Origin of the sequence: Pedobacter sp. UBA4863, from assembly GCF_002399615.1 — a bacterium.
GTDB lineage: Bacteria > Bacteroidota > Bacteroidia > Sphingobacteriales > Sphingobacteriaceae > Pedobacter.
Window position 1 is genome coordinate 14,705 of the sequence record NZ_DHDZ01000031.1, and the last position, 21,892, is coordinate 36,596.

Consider the following 21,892-nt stretch of genomic DNA (forward strand, 5'->3'; position numbering starts at 1 on the left):
ATCATATTTTATGGTTCAACAGTAATTTCTAGTTCTCTTACTACTTTTTTGCTATCGTAGATATTGGTATTGGCGGCAACAAAAGTGGCTTTGTAAACGCCGGGTTTGGTGTAAACATGTTTGTAATTGCTCATGCTCGATGTTTGGTAGTTTTTAATGGAAAGCCCATAATCTACCCCCATGTTTACGGTTGGCGCAAAGGCTTTGCTTACTGCCCATAACTGCATGGCTTGCTTATAGCCTTCATCGGCCGCGGTGGCCGGTGGAATAAACTGAACAATAGTACCTATGGCACTAATATGTTTAAAATTGGGCTCCCGGCGGGCAAATTTCCATCCGGCGGGTATTACGGTTGTATAGGCCAAACGTTCGTAAAACCCAAAGTTGGTAATGGCTTCTAGCTTAAAATTGCGGAAACGCCATCTTCTGCTTGGAACAGTACCCGTAGCCGGTAATGCAGGTGTATCATATTTGAAAGCGATATAAAAATTCTTACCGGGCTCTACCAAATCGGCTATGTTTACAGTTCCTGAAGAATCGAATATGGGATAAGTAGTTGTAGCCATGTGAAACCTGTTGGTAATGTCTGTCCACGTTGCGGCTGCCACACTCTCGTAAGTATATTCTCCATTATCAGTATAGGCTTCTTGATAATCGGTAGAAAACATTACCTTTAAAGGCGTATTGGTTACCACTTGAATAGACGACTCGAAAGTAACGTTTAGTTGTTGCAGCGAGGCAATACGGTCTAAATCTTTGTAGCTGTAAGCATTTTTAGGCTCGCCAGAGTAAAAGGTAATTAACCCTGGATTTCCTTCAAAAGAAAAGCGTGCTTCTTCATTTACTTTTATGGTTGATTTATCGGCAGTTACCTGAAAATTTACCTCTTCTACCTTAGTTTCCTTTTTACAGGCTGCCAATACGAAAAGCAGTATTGCAAATAAATAATAGTTAGGTTTCATCTGATTATTTTTTATTGTTTTACCATCCAAAATTTTGTACCATGCCACGCCCCAACCCTATCTCGTAAGACGGAATAGGGAACAAAACATCTCTTGGGCGCACATTGGTAAAATATCTTACCAAATCTTCGGTATAAGCGGGGGCTTCTGTTAATAATACTGCGCCAGTTTCGTGCATGGTATCTACATAAATTCCCCAGCGCAACAAATCGTTTTTACGCAAACACTCGTAGTTTAGTTCTCGCGAACGTTCGTCACGAATATATTCTCGCATAGTTAATTGGCTGTGCCCCGCTTCATCAACAGAATTACCTTGGTCGTCAACTCTTCCCGCTTCTAAGGGACCAAAACCATAACCTCTTCGTTTTACCTGATTAATGGCACTATAGACGCTCATACCATTATGTACTCCGTTAGGCCCTTGCACTTCGTTTAACGCTTCGGCAAACATCAACAGTACATCCGAATACCTTAAAATTGGAAAATTTTGCCCGGTGGCATCACTAGACCTTTGATTTGCTGGTTCGTGTTCTCTACGCCATTTTCCAGGAAAACGTCTATGAGACAAGACGTTCTCTATAGGCAGAGGATATTTTTTTGCCCAATAGGTTTTGGTATTGCTACTAGTTGGATTGTATGAATATGGTGCTATTGCCCAGTCTCTCCTCAAATCGGGCGAATATTCGGTATCTACTGTACCTATTAGTTTATGATAGCTTTTGTATTTTCTAAAAGCTGGTGCTGTTGCATATACCAATCCTTGCCCATAACCTGCTTCCACATTATTTGATCGAATTGTTAATCCTATCCCTACACGGCCAACTTTTCTGGACGGGTCTGTAGCTGAGGGATTATAAAATTCTACTTCCCAGATACTTTCCTTCAAATCATAAATATCTTTGGCATAGTTAATAAACACCTGCTCGTAAGATGTATTTAAGCTATGTATCCCCGAAGCAATTACCTTATTGCTCCAAAACAAGACATCATTCCATTTTGTGGCATCGTTAATAGGATTGCCAGTCATGTATAAACATACTCTGGCCAATATACCCTGAACTGCAGATTTGCTTATTTTACCACCATTACCAATAGCTGTAATAGCAGGCACTAAGTCTTCAGCCTCGGTCATGTCGGCAATAATTTGCTCATAAACTTGTTTTGCTGGCGTGCGGGTATAGTAAATATCCTCTGGCGAAGTGCTTTCGGTTAGTTTAAGTGGTACATCGCCAAAATTGCTTACCAACAAAAAATGAAAATATGCTCTTAAAAACAGTGCTTCACCTTTAATTACTTTACGTTTACTTTCATCCATAGTAGGTTTGTTGATATTGGCCAATAACGCATTTGCCTTATTGATACCTTCGTATAAAGTTCTCCAAAAAGCGCTAATTACCATATCTGTGGGCCATATATCATTAATAGTTACCCCTACGGTTGTTACGTTAACATTATAGTACGCTTCGTCAGCATCAAGCCCCATACGAGCAATCATTGCACTGCCGTACAAATCATACGAATTAAGTGTGTTGTAAATCCCAGCCATAGACATATTCAACTGAGCTTCGGTATTATAGTAGTTCTCAGGAACTATTGTAGCTTTTGGACTAGTATCTAGAAATTTGCTACACGAACTTAGTGCAAATACTAAAAATGTTATTACGATAAATTTCATTTTCATATCTTTTTTCTTTTATAATCGTATTTTACAACGTTGTTCTAAGTCCAAATACAAAGGTTTTTGAACGTGGATAGGCCGACCAATCCAAGCCTGGCGTTAATACAGAGTTGCGCACAGAAACCTCGGGATCCATACCAGGATATTTAGTCCAAGTGTAGAGATTTTGCGCCGATGTCGATATGGCCAAAGTTTTCAGTTTCATTTTGTTCACCAATTTTTGAGGCAGGTTATAGCTCAATGAAATTGTTTTTAAGCGTAAGAAAGAACCATCTTCTATCAACCACGAAGAATATACCCCATTAGGACCTCCGCCTCTTGTTCTAAAAATGTTCGAATTTGGATTTTCAGGTGTCCACCTATTGGCATAAACAGCATATTGGCTAAGGTTATATCTTGTATGTTGGTTTCCTACGAAATATGATTTATTAGCATTTAATATATCGTTACCATAGCTCCATTGGAAAAACACATTTAAACTAAACCCCTTGTAGTTAAAGTTATTAGAAAAACCTCCTGTATGTATAGGAATTGTTCGCCCAATAACGGTTGCATCTTTACTGTTTACTGTACCATCGCCATTAATATCGCGGTATTTGATATCACCTGGTCTTATATCTGCTCTTATATCACCATTGTCGGCAACATGACTTTTTAATCTGTAGTTGCCGTTTTGTAAAACATCAAAATCTTCGTATTGATAAACTCCATCCCAAATTACACCAAAAAAGGCTGATGACGGGCCGCCTACAGTGGCAATATATGGATAAGAAGAATTGAATGCACTTTGCCAACTTACGCTCGACAATAAAAATTCTTCATTATTGGCCAGACCCAAAACTTTATTATTATTAAAGCTGATATTGAAATTGCTTTCCCATTTGAATGACCTTGAGGAAATGTTTACCGTATTCAAAGATACTTCCAATCCTCGGTTTCTTAATTTACCGATGTTTTTATAGGCAGTAGCATACCCCGTTATCCAAGGTATATTCGCTCTTAACAACAAATCACTAACTGTTTTTTGATATACATCTATAGTTAAATCAACTCGTTTTTTAAACATGGTTAAATCGTAGCCCAAATCTAACTGTGCTGTAGTTTCCCATTTCAGATTTTCGTTGCCAATATTTATAGGTTTTGTGCCTACAGAAGTTTCGTTATTGTTGTAGGAGTAACCATCATTAATGGCTATATCTAGCTGTGGATAGTAATCATATGCCCCCACCCGGTTATTTCCTGTTACACCATAGCTTACCCGTAGTTTGGCTTCATCTATAAACTTTATGTTTTTCATGAAAGGTTCATTATTCATTCGCCAGGCAAATGCACCTGATGGGAAATACCCCCAACGGTTCTGTTTGGCAAACTTAGATGAACCATCTGCCCTGAAGGTTGCGGTAAACAAGTACCTAGACTTGTAATTGTACATTATTCTACCAAAAAAAGAAGCCAATGTAACATCAAAAGCTCCCGAACTTACCGAACTAGGCTTACCCTGCTTTAAACCCGCCAGCCCTAAATCTTCATTTGGGAGATTTTGAACATCGAAACTATTCGATGAGTTTTTGATAATTTGCGAACCCATGCCCAACACGGCATTTAGTACATGGTTTTTATTGAATGTTTCTTTATAATTTAAGGTATTCTCATTAGAAAAAGTATTATTTTTAATAAGTCCGGTACCACCTTGCACACCTTTTACATTAGTTGCCCTGGGCGCACCTTGCGATGTTTTGGAACTATAAAAATATTCGTTCTCTATCATAGCACTGTTCATACTTCCCTGAACCTTTAAAAATATCTTTTTGCTAAAATCGTATTTAGCATAGGCTGTACTTAAAACACCTGTATTTTTTCTTTGCCTTAATGTATTTTGGGCATTAACAAAGGGGTTAACACGCGAATCTGCACTTCCTCTACCCGATATAATCTCTGGATCTAGCAGTTGGTCTTCTATATCATAAAGCTCTTCGGTTAAACTTCCTATAATGGGTCTATAACCCCATGCAGCAAATAACAGACTCGCTGTAGCTTCACCCTCCGATGCAATTACTCCATAAGAATCTACCTTGCTGTAATTGAGGTTTACGCCTACAGCTAATTTTTTGCTAACGTTTTGATCTAATGTAATACGTCCTTGGTAGCGCGTTAAACCAGTATTTACGATAGTACCCAGTTGGTCGAAAAACGAACCAGACACCATGTATTTGGTTTGCGCCGTACCTCCTCTTAACGATAGGCTGTGTATATTGGTTATACCTGTGCGGAACACCCTATTTTGCCAATCAATTCCTTTTACATTTCTATACCGTTCTAAATCTTGAGCGGTAGGCAATTCTGAACCCGGCTTAGTGAGATCTTGCAAATCGGGGAAATAAAGAGGACCATTTGGCACAGGATCGTGTTCTATTTGATATTTTACAAAATCATAAACACCCATCATCTCCATTCGATTGGTTATTTTGTAGTTACCATAATCGCCACTATATGATATAACAGGCAAACCTTCTTTTCCTTTTTTGGTTTCTACTACTACCACCCCGTTGGCTCCCCTTGCTCCATATATAGCAGTAGCCGAGGCATCCTTTAATATATTGATACTTTCAATATCATTCATATTCAAGTTCGAGGCATCAAAATCTTCGATTGGAAAACCGTCTATCACATACAAAGGAGCCGTACTTTGCGAAAGGGAGCCCGCACCCCTTATCACAATATTCATTCCCGAACCCGGTTGGTCATCGTTAGAAGTTACTTGTACACCTGCAATACGTCCAGCCAAGGCCTGTTCAAAACTGGCCACCGGCGCCCTGGTTAAGTCTGTTAGGTTTACCTGCCCTACCGAACCGGTCAAATCTTGCTTGGCTACTTCGCCATATCCAATTACAACAACTTGTTTTAATACCGATACATCTGGTTTTAACTTAACATCTATTACTAAGTCTTTACCAACTTGCAACTGTGTTGTTTCATACCCTAAGAATGTAAAGATTAAAATCTCCCCAGTTTTTGCCTTGATAGTATATTTACCATTAACATTAGCTATTGCTGTAAGATTTGTGGTTTTATTTTTAACACTTACTCCTGTTAATGTTTCATTGGTTTCGGCATCTATAATTACACCACTAATATTACGAACAGTTTGCGAAAAAGCATTGATTTGCAGCAAGACAGTAAGAAATAGAAAGAGGCAGCAAGGCACGACGAGACATCGCCTCCTATCTAAATAGGTTCTTTTCATCATTAGATTAGGTTTTATTTGGTTTTTATGAGATTTAAAAATACCTCAAAGGTTTTGTATTAAAAATAAATATGTAATACTTATTTCAAAAATAAAAATATTTTTGATTAAAACAACAAGATAAATTAATTTTCTATGCTTATTACCGCATTATCTCGTATGCCAGGTTTTATTTCGCCGCTAACGTACACCCATTGATTGTTCCAATATACCACGGGCAACGTAACTTTAGCCGATATATCCTTTATTTCGCCTACAAATTCCCATTTATCCTGATTGGGGTAATAGTTAAATATTTCTTTAGAGATACCCGGGTGCGTTGCAGGTACTTTATGCAGACCGGCAACGGCATCTACACCGCCCCAAAAAAACATCGTTTCATTATTTAACACCGGAACGGGCGTAGCCCCCGCCGACATTCCTTTGGGCATTTTAGCTAAGGCTTCCCATTCAAATGAAAAACCTTTCTCTTTTTCAGTGATATTAAGTTTGTAGGCATCTTGCAATATATCCCTATAAATTTCCCCGTACAGGTTTTTGGTTTTAGTTTCGCCACTAAACAGGTAAAACTTGTTACCAAATGCGCCACATATTGCAAGCATTCTTTCCCTGCCGGGCAAATCGGGCAGTGCGAGCCACCCATTTTTGGGGTTTAAAAGATTTAAGGCATAACATTTTTTCGATAGGTTTCCTGCTAAATCCATTCCTCCTGCCACAATTAACAAATTGCCCACTACCGTACCACTTGCATAGGCTATTGGCACAGGAAAATCGGGATAATGTTGTTTGTTCAGCTTTTCGCCATCCCATTCTAACACAATTATCTGTGCAGACATCCCGTTTTCGGTAGTACCACCAACCAAAATTATTTGGTTGCCATACGTGGCAGATACCCCATAAGCCATTGGTTGAGGCAATTCCTCGTTTAGTTTAATCCAGTTGGAGTAATTGTTGCTCAGCATGTAAATTTCTTTGGAAACATTGCGTTTACCACCCTCCCAAGGCTTTTTATCGGGAAAATTAGTGCCGCCCATGCAAAACAAAACGCCTTTGCTTGTTCCTGCATACATACCCGCCCAACCTATGGACGGCAGCGAGGGCAAAGCCGATAATTCGGGTTTAAGCTGTGCAAACAATTCGGTGCTTACTATACTCATAATGATGATTAATTTGTTAATAGGTTTCATAAAGCTTGATTTCTTTGATAGCACCAGGGCCGGGCTCACCATAACCTCCGGTTACTAATAAAGTGTTTTGATTGGTAAAAGCTAAATTACTCGTCAACGGAATTTGCGTTTCAACCGTTGCCAACAATTTTCCGTTGGGGCTTAGCACTTGAACAGCTCCCATGCCATAATGGGCTACCCAAATATTTCCGTCTGTGTCTAAAGCCAATCCGTCTGGCAAATTATCTTCTTTTTTACCCGATGTATGATTGGGCAGTTCGCAAAATACCTTTACCTGTGCAGGCTTATTTAAGTGTATGGCCAAAATTCGATTGGTATAGCTTTCTGCTACGTAAAGCGTGTTTTTTTCTTCTACCAACACCAATCCGTTAGGGTAATCCAATTGGTCGGCTATAATTTTATGCTCCCCGTTAATGCCTACAAAACATACCTTGCCTTTATGCCTTACCGAATCGGTAAAGTAGATATTGCCCTGCACATCGGTTATTACATCATTAGGACAATAAATTTCTGTTCCATTGATAAATCCCTGAATTTCATCTCTGATAAACTCGCCCTGCTGGTTGTAACATTTTATGGCCGCACTTTTAACATCGCATATTAAATGGTTGCCGTTGGGCGTAATGGTTTGTCCATTGGGACATGGTGCCGATGCCCATTCGGTAACGGTGTTATCGGCATTTATTTTAAGGATAGCTCCTCCGGCAAGATTGGTTACAAACCTATTTCCGTTCTTATCTATTACTGGCCCCTCGGTATAAAAGGGCACATTGGCAATATCCTTTATTTCAAATGTTAAGTTTTGTACCATTATGCGATATTTTCAAAGGGGAACAATGGTTTTCTTCTGTACTTGTGCTCAAAAAGTGTCATATCGGCTTGGGTGTAACCGGGCGTGTTTACCTGCACTATGCTACCGCACACAGGGCCATAGGCGGCAATTGGCGCATTAACGCCTTTGGCCACAATTACATCTTGCATTAGCGGCTCTACCCCTGCCGATAGCAACTGCTGAAGACTGAATGGCGGTATGCGCAAAGAGGTTAGCATAATGGTACTTTTATTTTTTGTTTTTACTACGGCGGTTTTCCCCATATCGTAATTTACCTGTCCGCCATGTCGGGGCGTACTTTCTGTAAACTTGCCCGATACGATATTTACAAGCGTAACCTCGGTTTCGTAAGTATCCCCATCGCCATTTATAGTCAATTGAAAGGTGCTACCGAGTGAGTTTGCGGCACAAATTTTAACGGCTTCGGGGTCGTATATAGCTACAAAAGACCGAGTGTTTCCAAGTTCTTCAAGTCCTTTCAACAAAACTAAACTGTTGCCGGGCGAGCCTCCGCCAATATTATCGCCCATATCGAGCATTAGGATAGGTTTTTCATGCTGTGGTATTTCGGCCAACACCTCTTCTACCGATTTTTTATCGCCTACAAAATCGTGTTTTCTGTTTAAAACATATTCCTCTACGTTTAGCGCAATGCGATTTGCTTTTTCTTCACTATCGGCCACTATAATAACTGCGCTTCCCATTTCTGCTACATCTGCATAAGGAAAACCGAGTATAACGCTCACCGATATTACACCATCTTCCTTTAGGAAATTGTGTACATATTGGTATAAGCTTATACATGGTTCGGCAGAGGTATATTGCTGTTCTATGCTGATAGCCAAAGGAAATTGCCTAATTACCTGCTTAGGGATTATCCGTTTTGCCAATGTATCTACCATAATTTTGGCGGCTTCTTTACCGACAGCTCTTTGGTCTACATGCGGATTTGTTTTGTATGCCACCAATGCGTTGGTAGCATTTACCATTAACTTGCTAACATTGGCATGAGGGTCTAAGGTTCCAATAATTGGAATATCGTTGCCTACCAATTTTCTTAATTCAGACAACCAATGTCCATCCATGTCACGATATTTCTGGCTAACTCCAGCTCCATGAGGTACTACCATTATCCCATCTACTGGCAATACATTTTGTACACTACTAATTACTTCATTCAATAAATAATCATAAGTATCGGCAGTAATGACTCCTCCTGGCGTAGCTTCAGCATAAATCAATGGAATTATCTCTATATCATTTATTTTTAAAACCTCGATAATACCTCCTAATTCGTGATGAGCTTTCTCATATTCTTCTATAATAGAATCACCCTTTAGTAAATGACCATTTTTAAAGTCATCTAAAGCAGTTGGCTTAGGTAAAAAAGTATTCGATTCGTGATAAATCCCAACGATAGCTACTTTCATCTGTTATTTTTTAATGTAAGCTGTAACATCAACTTCAAATTTCAGCAAATCTCCTAAACACTCAATAATAGTAGTTCGTGCAGGGTAAGGTGCTGTAAAATAATCTTTATATATCTGATTAAATTCTGCTAGGTACTCTTGCTTGCCTACATAGTTGCGCACTTGCACCACATCATCGAAAGTTAAGCCGGCCGCTGTTAATATTGTACGCACGTTTTCAAATGATCTTCTACATTCTTCTTCGAAAGTTCCGTTAACGATATTACCTTCTCCATCTACAGATGCTTGTCCTGATACAAAAACATAATCTCCCGCCTGTACTGCTGGCGAGAATGGTAAAAAACTCTTTGGCACATTTGGCCCTGTTATGGCTTTCTTACTACTCATTATTATTAATTTTAATTTTTATCTAATGCAATTATTCTTTCTTCCAACAAACTCCCATCTATTTTTTCAATATCAGGTAACCCGAAGTTTCTTTCTACCGAATGCATATCTTTAAACCCACTTCCAGTTACTAAACATACTACTGTGTCGGTATTTTTAATTTCCTTTTTGCGAACAGCACTAGCTAAACCGGCCAATGCTACAGCTCCAGCTGGCTCGCAAAAAACCCCTTCCTTTTGCGCCAAAAGTTGATGAAAAGCAAAAATATCTGTATCGGAAACCACATAACCATTTCCACCTAACTGCGTACAAACTTCTATTACTTCATTACCATCTAATATACTTGGAACTTGCAAACCGCTTACATTTGTAGTAGCATAGGGAATTGCTACCGCATTAATTCCATTTCTTAAAGAACTAGCAATGGTATCATTCCCTTCAGGTTGCACACAATGAACTTTTGGTTTTTTGGTATTGGGTTGATTATTTTCTGTATATGCAACAACCCCTTTTGCAACAGCCAAGGTTAATCCTCCTCCGCCAGATGGTGAAAATATGTGATTTACAGCGAAGTTTGTTTGTTCTATAATTTCATACGATATCGTTTGTACACCAATCATTCCTTCTGGACAATAGCAGTAGGCGCTAATAGGTAGTGGCACCTGTATTTTAGCCGCATGTTCAGAAAGCATTTTAAATACATCTCCAGTTACTTGAGGGTCTTTACCAAAACCATTTATCATGTATGTATGCGCACCATATAACTGCATTTGTTTAATCTTGCCTTCGGGTGCACCATCAACAATTGCCAATACACAATTTATACCCGCCGCTGCTGAATATGCAGATAATGCAGCACCTGTATTGCCACTTGATGTGGCAATACAAATATCTTTTCCTTTACTTTTTAACGCAGTAATAAAAGCTGAAGCAAACCTATCTTTATATGAACCAGAAGGATTTAAATTTTCTAACTTAAAGTATAAATTTGGTACTCCCAACTCTTTGCCGATATACCTCGACTTTATTAAAGGCGTATTTCCCTCCCCAAGACTAACAATATCTTGTTTGTTATAGTTAGGCAACAATTTACTATATTTCCACATAGGCTAAAACTGATTTGGGAATTGTAATTTCTTAATTGAATAATCATTTAAGTTGGGAGAAAAACCTCCATCCACTACTAAACTGGTTCCAGTAACAAAAGCCGATTCGGCCGAACTTAACCAATAAACCACCGAAGCTATTTCGGCAGAAGTACCTGCTCTAGATAAGGGCGTGGCTCCAACAATATAATCTGACATTTTATTACTTAAATTATCACCTTCATCATTTACATAATCTGCGCTCATATCTGTATTGATATTACCTGGCTTTACGCTTAAGAACCTTATTCCACTGCGGCCATAAGTAATTGCTAATTCTCTAGTTAGGCTATCCATTGCACCTTTTGCAGCAATATATGCTGGACTATTGCCTGCTGGCCTATCGGCCATAATACTTGATATGTTAACAACTACACCTTGAATATTTAGTTGTTCCATAGTATCGGCTACCATTTTCGATAAAAATGCTGGAGCGGTAAGGCAAATCATCAATGTTTTATTCCAAGTCTCCATGCTCATGGTACGCATCGTTTCTATAGTGCGCCAAGCAGCATTATTAACCAAAACATCTATCCTACCCCATTTTTTCAAGGTTTCATCTACAATATTTTTGGCAAAGCCACTGTCTGAAAGATCGCCAATACAAGCAATAAAATCTCTATTATATTTTTCTTGAATTAACTTACCTATATCACCAATATCTTTGGCATTTCTTAGTATCAATGCCACATTAAATCCCTCTTTTGCATATTTAAGAGCTATTTCTCTGCCTATTCCCCTCGATGCTCCTGTTACTATTACTACTTTTGTTATCTTATCCATTAGTTATTTTTTAAGGGAAGTATTCCTCCCAAAGAATCTCCTTTTTTTACGAAAGCTGTATTTCTAATAAACAATACTATACCATCATCATCAGCACAAGAGTTTACAGAAAACCCTGTTTCCAAGTTTTTCACCACTCCCCATATATCGCCTTTAGATATTTTATTTCCGTTGCTTACACAGGGAATAAACAAACCGCTTTCTGGAGATGGTTGTTTCACTTGCAAATGACCGCCGTTAGGGGTATAATCTTCTACATGAAACTTTGGAGATATTATTTCACTACCATTATTAATAATACCTAAACTGGTTGCCACATTTAAACACCCCTTTACATAAGCTACAATTACCTCTTTACGGATAGAGTTACCTCCACCGTACTCTAGATAAATAGCGGGGATATTTGCGTCTCTTGCAACAGATAAGGTTCTGCCGTTAGGTGTTGGATCTGTACCCCAAATTACCGGAAATCCAAAAGCTTTAGCCATAGCCCTTTGTTTCATCAACACATTTTCATCAGCGTGCAGCATGTAGCCAGCTAAAGGATAAATATCTAATTGTTTACCACCTGTATGCATATCTACCAAGTAATCCGCATCTTTAATAAGCTCGGTAATTCGGTATCCTACACGTTCTGTTATACTACCTTTTTCATCTCCAGGGCAAACTCTAGCCAAATCTAAACCGTCACTTCCTACCCTACTATCCAAATCAAAAGCCGACTGATTGGCAATTGGAACTATAACTACCTTTCCTTTCAAAATTCCCTTCCTAAAAACATCTATCAACTCATTTGCAGCTAATATTGGTTCGTATTCATCGCCGTGAACACCTGCCAGTATTAACAGCGTATTTCCTTTAGCTTCCCCTTCAAAAGAATGAACAGAGAACAAACTCTCATCAACAATACTATCCATTATAAAATAAATATGTAATACATATATCAAATATATAAACCAAATATGAATTTGCAAATAAAATTTAAAAAGTAATACATATTTATTTTATATTATATTTGAAAAATTTTATAAAGTGCTTAATCATCCTAATGCTCAAATACTAAACAAAGTTGGTAACCACCATCAAATTGGAGGGATCGAAACCTCTATTATTGACAGTGGCAAAGCCAAGGGAGTAAGAATTGCTTGGGTTAATACTGGTGCAGGCCTTAGGTATAAAGTGGTACTAGATAGGGCAATGGATATTGCTGATGCGCATTTTAACCAACATAATCTTTCTTGGATAAGTCATGTAGGAATAGCTTCATCGGCTAAAACTGGTATCTGCAAAGATAATTGGCTAGAAAAATTTGGAGGGGGGTTGTTAACTACATGTGGGCTTAGCCATGTGGGGGCTAGTGAAGAAGACGAATACGGACAAAGAGGGCTACACGGAGACATAGGATATGAACCTGCTGAAATTATCACAATTAAACAGCCAAACTTGCTTGAAGAAAAACCTATTATGAGTATTACGGGTATCACAAAAGAAACTTCTTCTTTTGGCAAGCATTTAGAACTTAGAAGAACTATTTACTCAATTTTAGGAGAAGCCGCTATATATATTGAGGATGAAGTAACCAATGTATCTTATAGCAAAATTCCTCACATGTTTATGTATCACTGCAATTTTGGCTGGCCGTTAATAGATGAAGGCACGCTTATTGACTGGGAAGGAAATTGGGAACCACGTGGTACTAGCTCAGATAGTTACATATTTAATAACAATAATAATTTTAAGAATTGCCTGCCTCCTGTAGAAGAAAGTAATGAGTTTAATGGAGAGGCTTGCGTTTTTGTTGATATTAAACCTAACGAAAAAGGTATTTGCAAAACATCTATCATTAACCATAAATTAAACCTGATGGTAGAAATTTCATTTAACAAAAAAGAGCTACCGTGGTTTACTAATTGGTTACATTTCAAAAAAGGAGAATATGTAGTAGGATTAGAACCAGGAACAAACCCTCCAATAGGGCAGGCAAAAGCAAGAAAAGATAACTCATTAATTTTTCTTAAGCCACATGAAACCAGGAAATACAACATTAAAATAACTGTTAAAAATAGTGATAAAATATAAAAATCATATAACTAGATTAAGATGATGAAAAAAACAAATCTAACTAAAATAAAACCACTCGATAACTTAACTCAAGTTGATAAAATAGAACTTAACCTACAAGAATATTTTAGAAGTGAAAATTTCTTACCAGGAGATTCTATTCCTAAAGAAACGGAGCTTGCTGAAGCCATGGGTGTTAGTCGTACTGCTATTAGAGAGGCCATTTCTAGATTCAGAACTTTAGGCATCATCGAATCGAGAAAGAATAGAGGAATGATTATTACGCGTCCTGATATTTTGAATAATATGCAGAAAGTACTTACTCCACAGCTGCTTGACGGAGATACGATGAAAGAGATATTTGAAATGAGACTTGTTTTGGAAATGGGAATAGCGGATTTACTTTTCTTAAGGAAAAACAATGAAAATTTAGGCGAACTAGAAAGCATCGTAGAACAAGAAGAAAAAACTACCAACAAAGTAGAAAAGCTAAAATACGACGTTGAATTTCACTCTATGCTTTACAAGATATCTGGAAATGATACAATCCGTAGATTCCAGAAGTTGCTTTCTCCAATTTTTGATTACGTTGATAACGGCCTATATGTTACCAAAAAAGAAGAAGCTAGCAATGCAGTAACCCACAGAAAGCTACTAGAAACACTTAAAAATAATACTCCTGAACAATTTAGATTAGAAATGAAACAACATCTAAAAAATTATTTCGATAAAATATCTCAAGATGCTGAATTGGCTAATTCTAACCAATAATAGAAGCGTGTTAATAAAGCAAAAAGCCAATTTCAACTTCATGAAATAGGCTTTTTGCTAAAAGACAAACTACTAATTCTGAGCCTTCCTCTGCTCTGCAATCATTTGCCTTAATTGCTTGGCCTGCTCTGGTGTTAGTATTTCGTTGTAAAAACGTCTAGATCTTTCTCTATTTACTTTTTGATGCTCCGCTACTTTCTCTTCATCACTTAATGCTGTATTTTTTTTAATAGCGGCAATTTTTGCTTTAACATCTTTCGTTTGCTCTTCTACTTGCTTTTTCTGTTCGTCTGTTGCTTTTAAAACGTCTAAAGTTTCTACAGAAAAGGGATTTATTTTTTTGGCAACCTGCGCATTAACCGCTACCGACATCCCTAAAACTAAAGCAAGGCTTAAAAAAAGTTTTCTCATTGTTTGTTCTCCTTTGTTTTATTAGGTTAATAATTATACTTTATGTTAATTTAATTTTTCTTTTTATAAGAAATAACATGAATACGCAAACTAACATCGTTATTGATGCTGTCCTATAAATGATATCCAAAGGTATGTTATGATCTCTCATTGCCCCAGCAGCATAAATACCCAAACCACCTACCATGGTAGCAAACATATTTAATATCCCATAAGCCGTTGCTCTAAACCGATTATCTACAATTTGGCATATTATTGGCATTAAATTGGTATCAGTGAACATTCTTGTAAACCCATACACCATAAAAAATACTATTGCTAAATACAACACAGAGGAATAGCTAGCCATAAATACACAGGGAGCAGCTATAACAAGACCAATAATTGGCAATAATATTCTTGCTTTACTATTTTTCAAGCTCCATCTATCGGTCCAAAATCCACCTAACAACAGTCCTAAAATCGAGGCAGGATATAGATAAGCTGTAGCGTATAAACCAGCCTTGGTTTGCGACAGCTCAAATCGCTCTTGATAATAGGTAGGCAACCAAGCAACTATCATCCAGCTTACAACCCCCATCAGTCCCCAAAAAACAAGTATATAGTTAAAGCTAGATTTACTGAACAGGTACTTAAATGTATCTACTACACTTAAACTGTTTTGTTCTTTATTTTCCTCCAATTGATCAGTATTTTGATCGCCTCTATCTTTCAACAACAAGATTAGTATCAATCCGTAGGCAATACCAATTATTCCAAAAATTTTAAACGCGAAATGCCAGCTATGTTCATCGGAAATCCAGCCACCAAGAAAGCCTAAAGTTTGCCCCAACATTACACCTGCCAAGTTAATACCTGTAGCTAGAGAGCGTGTTTCTCCTTTATGATAATCTACAATTAAAGCTAAAGCCGCCGGCATATAAAATGCCTCACTAACTCCTAACAACGCCCTAACTACTATTAACTCATTAAAAGTTGTTACATATCCTGTTAGTAAAGTAATTAAAGACCAAGCAATTAAACTTCCAATAATAACTTTAGTACGCTTTACTCTATCGGCAACATAACCTGCAACGGGGCTCAACAAACCATAGATCCACAAAAAAACGGATGTTAATAATCCAAATTGCGCATCTGTCATCGGGATAGAACCAACAATAGAGGTACGCATTGTAGTTAACATGGTTCTGTCTATATAGTTTAATACTCCTACTATAAAAAGCAGGAAAACTATCATCCAAGCGCCTTTTGGCAGTATGTATTTTGTTGTTGCGCTAGTCATGTTAGCCTTTTATTTCGCCAATGGCAATCATACACTCTTTGATTTCCTTTTTAAGACCATCCGATATTAACACTGCATAATCAGGATGATAATTACCAGGACAGCTGATTAATTCCATTGCATACGAATAGGCCGCAAGCACATTTTCTTTTATAAACAAATTGCGAAGCTTTAAAATATTAGTAAGGCTCTGTGTATAGGCAAAAATTCCAGCTTCTTGTTTGTACATTTCTTTGGAGTTTACCGGTGTACATGTATACATGCCATCTAGATTTTTTTTAATATCTACTGCACGGGCATTATCAAATAAATCTAAATTGCTAAAATAATAAGAAAAATCATTATCAAATAACTTATTTCGCTGAAGCTCGGAAATAAGCACCATATTAGCCGTTTTAATGCCTTTAATTCCTTTTACTTTACTAAGTTCAACCATCATATCGAAAGTTATAGGAGTTTGTGTAACCGAAGGTAAATCATAAACATAAACAGGAAACTTCGAACGCTCTGCCAATTGCTTAAAGAAATTTACCCCGTCGGCTGGTCTTATTTTATAATAAAATGGAAGCGTAGCCACAATACCCTGTATATCTAGTTTATTTAACAAATCTACCCTATCTAATACTCTTGCTAAGCTGCAATCCATTACACCTACCATTACAGGTAGTCTGCCAGCTGTTACTTCTACACATTTAGTTGCAACTCTTAAGTATTCAGAATTCTTTATACTTTCCATTTGTCCCATCGAACCCATACACAAAAGACCGCTTGCTCCCGCACCAATCATTAATTCTATTTGCTTTGCGTAACTAGCTTCCAACAATACCCCATTATTATCAACTGGTGTACCTAATGCTGGATAAAATCCATTTTCCATTGTCTAATATATTATTTGTTTATTTTTCTGATTTTACTACTGCCGATTTAACTAAAAAACCAAGCAGTTCTTTTTTATTGGCATTATGCACTCCCAGCCTTAAATAGTTAATACCAAAAGCTGATTTTTTATTGATTTTAAGGTTATACTTTTCTTTATTAGCAATGTAAACTTTAGCTACACCAAGTTTCAAATCCCATTTTATGGTTACGGGAATTATGGCTCCATTCTTGTTTTGTTTTCCAAGATCAAAACTAAACATGGCCTGTTTGTATGCTGCAGTATCTGACGAAATTGAGAAATGATCTGTTAATGCCATTCTAAACTCATTACCCTTATTTAAGGATTGTATTTGCATGGAAAGCTCTCCTTTTGTTGTTGCTGCGAAATTCCATACAGCTTCAAACGCCAAACCAGCTGTATCAGCCTTAAATTCTACACCATTAGGCTTTAAGTTCTTTTTTACCGTTCCTTCATAACCGAATAAAGTCCAGTTTTCGGAAGTTTTAGCATCGATTTTACTATCGTAACTTGTTAGCCAATTAGGATCGAAAACTACTACAGCTCCATCTTCTCCCTGTCCGCTCACCATTACAATTTTACCATCCTTATTTTCTATAGCAGACGGATATGCTGAGCCTGAATCTCCTCTAACTCCTTTTTTTCTTGTAGAATGTGTCCTTAAAACTTCTCTAAAACCTTTCCAGGTTTTACCGTCATCTGAGCTAATTGCTGCATGTAAAACTTCCCTACCACCAAATGCATAGCTATTAGGGATATCCCATCTTTGGCTCATATTAAATATCACAACCAATCTTCCATCTCTTAATTTTAAAAAATGAGCAGGCGAATCTGAGGAAATGAACGACGAAGGTGATGGATTACTCCAAGTAGTTCCATTATCAGCAGAAAAGGAATCATACAGCATACCATTATTAGTTCTAATGAGCATCCACAACTTTCCATTGTTTAGCTGTATTGCTGTAGGTTCTATAGCTCCGTAACGAGTTGCCTTATTGGGATCTATCTGTATTTTAATACCATTAGATTCTTTCCAGCTTTCCCCATTATCATCTGAATATAATGATACAGTTTCGTGAAAACCAAAATCCACTTCTTTTGTATCTTTTGGTTTAAAATCTTTACCTGGAATGGCCTTAGCAAAACTCATTACCAAGCGTCCAGATTTTAGTTGCATAAAATTACGATGAGAGCCTACGTAGCCTACGAAAATCATCCGGCTCTTCTCCCACTCGGCATCTCCTTTTTTCTTACGAGTGTACCATAAATCTAGCTGACGACCTCGATAGCCCTTATCTCCTTTACTCCAAAGATGATATACACAATGAATAGTACCTTTTTCGTCAACCAATACTTGATTAGCATAATATGATGTACCTGGCAATTTAAATTCTACTTTTGGCGCTTCCCAACTTAGACCATCTACAGATGTTTCAGACATCATTTGGTCTGCTGGCCCTGGACGATTGATAAAAAATATCTTATGCTTACCATCAATTGTGATAATAGATGCTTCGTTAGTTGGAGCTTTCTTTACGATTACTGGAGCAAATACTTGCGCTGTGTCAGTAGCTGATTTAATTTTAGTTTTAGCGTTGGCGGAAAAACTTGGAGATTTTCCTAAACACAAAAATGCCAGCAACAATAATGGCACAACGCTCTTAAAGGTATTCATAACAAGTGGTTTGGTTAGGTTAATAAAAATAATCAATATCACATAAGTACAAATGTAGTACATATTTAATTAAAAAAAAATATTTATTCATCATCATTTTTTAATCTAAACTTTCGTTTAAGAATATCCATCAGAATCAACTACTATAGTTTATAAAGAATAGTGAATGTAGATATAAAAGAAAATTATAGATACTTCGGACTATTAACAAGAAAACTCTTAATTGGAAAAAATGGTAAATGGTGAAATTGAAAACTCTACTTACCAAACGTGGTTCAAGAAACTCCAACATGAAAAGCGTTTAATCGAAGCTGTGCCAAACAGCGATGACAGACCAGAAATAAAATCTAACAAAACTATCGTAGAACGGTTTTTGCCAAGTCTCGAAAATATTTTCGCCTTATTATGATAAGGGAAACGTTATACAAAAGCACACTTTAGCCAGAGCTTTGTTCAAAGATAATCTGATATGGGGTCAGGGTCTATTTAAAACAAAATTCCTTGATAGAACCTTTCATGATAACCTACTGAAAATCAATAAAAAAGGATTGCTTATTAATGAAAAATCCTTTAAAAAATTAACCATGAATCTGGTTAGTACCCGGAAGCAGATTCGAACTGCCACGCCGTTGCCAGCGCCACCCCCTCAAGATGGTGCGTCTACCAATTTCGCCACCCGGGTATCTGCTGCAAATATATAAATTAACCCTAGAGCTAATAAAAAATTCAAAAGAAAAAATAAGAATTAATGGCTCCGTCAATTGCCCCTATTTTATTAGAATGAGTTATTTAGATAATTGTTTTTAACGGGCTTTTAATGGAGTTAAGTCGGGCTTTGGTCGGACTTATGACAATTATATCCGAATAAAACGCATCTAACTTACGACCTAATTAAAGCGTATTTATTTCTTAATCAATAACTTATTATATTGTATTATATTTAAAAATGGCCATAATTGAAAATGGAATAAACGGAGGATTAACTGGAACAGTGGGTACCGTGACAGGTTATTACTTACATGGAAAATATGCAATAAGGAGCAAACGCAAAACCTCTAAGAAAAACAAAATAGGAAGTGCTACGCAAAAGGCAGCGAGGTCGAGATTCACTATTATGCAGCAGTTTCTCAAACCAATTGTTGGTTTTGTGAGGATAGGTTTCAATATGAAATCAAAAAAACGAATGATGACCGCCAATAATGTAGCAAAATCTTACAACATGCTAAACTCGCAAAATGCAAACGGAGCAATAGATTATGCTAAAGTATGTTTAACTTATGGCAATATATGAGGCGCATTAGACATTAACTTTGAATTAGATGATATTGGCGTACATTTTAGCTGGGCAAACCGTACAATAGACGGAAAGGTTAGAGCGCAACATCAGGTAATGCTGATGGTATATGACGTGGAGAACGCAAATGCTTATTACGAAATCAGTGGAAACAAATGGAAACTGTAACTCTTTCTAAATTTGATAAGGGAAAAACCTTTCATACTTGGGTTTCCTTTATTTTAGAAGACAGACAGGATATCTCGATGAATATGTACGCTGGGAGTTTTGTTTTCTAACTTTAAAGTAATTAAACTTCTTTATTGCTGAAATTTACATGATTTTTAGTGTTTGCAATTAAGCAAACTTAGCAATCAAAAGAAAGTCCGTCATAGGCCAATTTAATATTTGCTGGCAATTCTTTACTCACCTCTTCATGCAGGCCTAAATTATGGCTAATGTGGGTAAAATAAGTCATTTCTGCCCCTATCTTCTCTGCCATCGCTATGGCTTCATTAAACGTAAAGTGAGAAATATGGCTTTCTTTTTGCAAGGCGTTTAATACCAATACCTTTGTGCCCTTAATTTTTTCTAATGATTCTTCGCTGATGGTCTTGGCATCGGTAATGTAGGTAAAGTTTCCAATTCTATAGCCTAAAATTGGTAGTCTGTAATGCATTACTTCAACAGGAACAATTGCTACATTGCCTATTTTAAAAGATTGTTGGGCAATGGTATGCATCTTTATTTGAGGTAAGCCGTGATATTTCACATCAGAAAAGATATAATGAAATTCTCTTTTTAATGCAGCTTGCACCCTTTCGTCTGCATAAATGTCTATTCGTTTTTTGAGAATGTAATTATAAGGCCTAATATCATCTAAACCAGCTATATGATCTTTATGCTCGTGAGTGTACAGAATGGCATCTAAATCATTTACACCGGCTCTTAACATCTGATAACGGAAGTCGGGCCCGCTATCAATAACGATACTCTGTCCATCGGTTTCTATCCAAACAGAAACCCTTAGGCGTTTGTCTTTTTTATTGCTAGATCTACATACTGCACAATTACAAGCAATTACTGGAATGCCCTGCGATGTACCCGTACCTAAAAAAGTGATCTTCAAAATGATTATTTTAACGTGATTTCCAAAGCTAATAAAAAAGGGTTTAAGCTAATAGCCCAAACCCTTTTTAGATGTATAATTAATTGAATTATCTTAAATCTACCACTTCTACACCTGGATATTTCTTTGCATCAAAAGCAAAAGTTGCTTCTGGTACTTTTACGTTAGGCGAAAATGTTTTTACATTGTAGGTATAGGTATTTCCATTTTTCTCGAATACTACAATGTTCACAATCTGTTTTGCGGCTTTATCAATACTTAAGCGTACTTTAAACACATTCTTTTTAATGTCTGTGGGCGATAAATCAATCATTTGGTAGGTTTTAGCCCCTACCTTTTGCTCGCCAGTATAAATGTATTTAAAACCCTTTTCGTAAATGGTAAATATTTTTGCCGGGTTTAATGCTTCGCCATTCGGATCTACGTTATTCACCTGTACTTCTTTATCATTTTTCAGGTATGTCCATTGTACTTTACCGTCGCTAATTAACTCTTGGTTAGTCATGGCTACCTTGTACTTGTTTGCGTTAGCTTTTACATACAGGGTTCCTTGTTGCGTTTCTTTAACTTTTGCTTGTTTGTTATCTAAGGTAAAAGTGAAATCTGTTTTCACTACATCGTACGAACGATATTTTTTACTTACTTCTGCTAAAATTGCTTTTGCCTTTGGGTCTGTTTGTGCAAAGGCTACCGCACTAAAAACACCTACTGCTAAAAACGCCAATATTACTCTCTTCATGTTAT

Annotated in this window: 19 protein-coding genes and 1 tRNA gene; 3 read left to right on the plus strand and 17 right to left on the minus strand. The window is 37.1% G+C overall.

Annotated elements, in window-relative coordinates; genetic code table 11:
• Positions 1 to 8: 8 nt before the first annotated feature.
• The 10 genes from B3I52_RS06255 to B3I52_RS06300 all read right to left on the minus strand — a co-directional run bounded on the left by B3I52_RS06255 (position 9) and on the right by B3I52_RS06300 (position 12,565).
• Entirely contained in the window at positions 9 to 962 is a 954-nt protein-coding gene (locus B3I52_RS06255) for a DUF5017 domain-containing protein (protein ID WP_293299604.1), read from the minus strand.
• 19 nt (positions 963 to 981) lie between these two features.
• Positions 982 to 2,643, minus strand: a complete 1,662-nt coding sequence (locus B3I52_RS06260) for a RagB/SusD family nutrient uptake outer membrane protein (protein WP_293299606.1) — start codon at positions 2,641 to 2,643, stop codon at positions 982 to 984.
• Between the two features lie 25 nt (positions 2,644 to 2,668).
• Entirely contained in the window at positions 2,669 to 5,812 is a 3,144-nt protein-coding gene (locus B3I52_RS06265; RefSeq protein ID WP_293299608.1) for a SusC/RagA family TonB-linked outer membrane protein, read from the minus strand.
• A 197-nt stretch (positions 5,813 to 6,009) separates the two neighbouring features.
• Entirely contained in the window at positions 6,010 to 7,041 is a 1,032-nt protein-coding gene (locus B3I52_RS06270; RefSeq protein WP_293299609.1) for a hypothetical protein, read from the minus strand.
• 16 nt (positions 7,042 to 7,057) lie between these two features.
• Positions 7,058 to 7,882 carry an SMP-30/gluconolactonase/LRE family protein gene (locus tag B3I52_RS06275; RefSeq protein WP_293299610.1) on the minus strand — a complete coding sequence of 275 codons (825 nt, stop codon included), beginning with the start codon at positions 7,880 to 7,882 and terminating at the stop codon, positions 7,058 to 7,060.
• Positions 7,882 to 9,333 (minus strand): M81 family metallopeptidase, encoded by a 1,452-nt coding sequence (locus B3I52_RS06280; protein WP_293299612.1) that lies wholly within the window; start codon positions 9,331 to 9,333, stop codon positions 7,882 to 7,884. Before B3I52_RS06280 ends, B3I52_RS06275 begins: the two co-directional genes overlap by 1 nt.
• Before the next feature lie 3 nt (positions 9,334 to 9,336).
• A complete protein-coding gene (locus B3I52_RS06285) occupies positions 9,337 to 9,720 on the minus strand; it encodes a RidA family protein (RefSeq protein WP_293299613.1) in 384 nt (127 codons plus the stop codon).
• Between the two features lie 11 nt (positions 9,721 to 9,731).
• Positions 9,732 to 10,826 carry a pyridoxal-phosphate dependent enzyme gene (locus B3I52_RS06290; protein WP_293299615.1) on the minus strand — a complete coding sequence of 365 codons (1,095 nt, stop codon included), beginning with the start codon at positions 10,824 to 10,826 and terminating at the stop codon, positions 9,732 to 9,734.
• 3 nt (positions 10,827 to 10,829) lie between these two features.
• Positions 10,830 to 11,648 (minus strand): SDR family NAD(P)-dependent oxidoreductase, encoded by an 819-nt coding sequence (locus B3I52_RS06295; RefSeq protein WP_293299616.1) that lies wholly within the window; start codon positions 11,646 to 11,648, stop codon positions 10,830 to 10,832.
• Positions 11,648 to 12,565 carry a succinylglutamate desuccinylase/aspartoacylase family protein gene (locus tag B3I52_RS06300; protein ID WP_293299618.1) on the minus strand — a complete coding sequence of 306 codons (918 nt, stop codon included), beginning with the start codon at positions 12,563 to 12,565 and terminating at the stop codon, positions 11,648 to 11,650. The genes B3I52_RS06295 and B3I52_RS06300 overlap by 1 nt, the downstream gene beginning before the upstream one ends.
• Positions 12,566 to 12,680: 115 nt before the next feature.
• Between B3I52_RS06300 and B3I52_RS06305 the strand changes: the two genes are divergently transcribed.
• Together B3I52_RS06305 and B3I52_RS06310 are read left to right on the plus strand one after the other, a co-directional pair.
• Complete coding sequence (locus B3I52_RS06305; protein ID WP_293299620.1) at positions 12,681 to 13,727, plus strand: DUF4432 family protein; 1,047 nt, start codon at positions 12,681 to 12,683, stop codon at positions 13,725 to 13,727.
• Between the two features lie 21 nt (positions 13,728 to 13,748).
• Complete coding sequence (locus tag B3I52_RS06310) at positions 13,749 to 14,480, plus strand: FadR/GntR family transcriptional regulator (RefSeq protein ID WP_293299622.1); 732 nt, start codon at positions 13,749 to 13,751, stop codon at positions 14,478 to 14,480.
• Between the two features lie 72 nt (positions 14,481 to 14,552).
• Here the strand turns inward: B3I52_RS06310 and B3I52_RS06315 are convergent, their stop codons facing one another.
• The 5 genes from B3I52_RS06315 to B3I52_RS06335 form a co-directional block, all read right to left on the minus strand.
• Positions 14,553 to 14,891, minus strand: a complete 339-nt coding sequence (locus tag B3I52_RS06315; protein ID WP_293299624.1) for a hypothetical protein — start codon at positions 14,889 to 14,891, stop codon at positions 14,553 to 14,555.
• A 40-nt stretch (positions 14,892 to 14,931) separates the two neighbouring features.
• Entirely contained in the window at positions 14,932 to 16,173 is a 1,242-nt protein-coding gene (locus B3I52_RS06320) for an MFS transporter (protein WP_293299626.1), read from the minus strand.
• A gap of 1 nt (position 16,174) precedes the next feature.
• Complete coding sequence (locus tag B3I52_RS06325; RefSeq protein ID WP_293299628.1) at positions 16,175 to 17,050, minus strand: dihydrodipicolinate synthase family protein; 876 nt, start codon at positions 17,048 to 17,050, stop codon at positions 16,175 to 16,177.
• A 19-nt stretch (positions 17,051 to 17,069) separates the two neighbouring features.
• The gene (locus B3I52_RS06330) at positions 17,070 to 18,746 is read right to left on the minus strand and encodes a sialidase family protein (protein ID WP_293299630.1); all 1,677 of its coding nucleotides are present in this window, start codon (positions 18,744 to 18,746) and stop codon (positions 17,070 to 17,072) included.
• A gap of 598 nt (positions 18,747 to 19,344) precedes the next feature.
• Positions 19,345 to 19,428, minus strand: a tRNA-Leu gene (locus B3I52_RS06335).
• A 264-nt stretch (positions 19,429 to 19,692) separates the two neighbouring features.
• On the opposite strand from B3I52_RS06335, the gene B3I52_RS06340 reads away from it, so the two are divergent.
• Positions 19,693 to 20,037, plus strand: coding sequence for a DUF6266 family protein (locus B3I52_RS06340; protein ID WP_293299631.1), 345 nt, complete (start codon positions 19,693 to 19,695; stop codon positions 20,035 to 20,037).
• A gap of 349 nt (positions 20,038 to 20,386) precedes the next feature.
• Here the strand turns inward: B3I52_RS06340 and B3I52_RS06345 are convergent, their stop codons facing one another.
• The gene (locus tag B3I52_RS06345) at positions 20,387 to 21,148 is read right to left on the minus strand and encodes an MBL fold metallo-hydrolase (protein ID WP_293299632.1); all 762 of its coding nucleotides are present in this window, start codon (positions 21,146 to 21,148) and stop codon (positions 20,387 to 20,389) included.
• A gap of 88 nt (positions 21,149 to 21,236) precedes the next feature.
• Positions 21,237 to 21,887 carry a LolA family protein gene (locus B3I52_RS06350; RefSeq protein ID WP_293299633.1) on the minus strand — a complete coding sequence of 217 codons (651 nt, stop codon included), beginning with the start codon at positions 21,885 to 21,887 and terminating at the stop codon, positions 21,237 to 21,239.
• Positions 21,888 to 21,892: the final 5 nt, after the last annotated feature.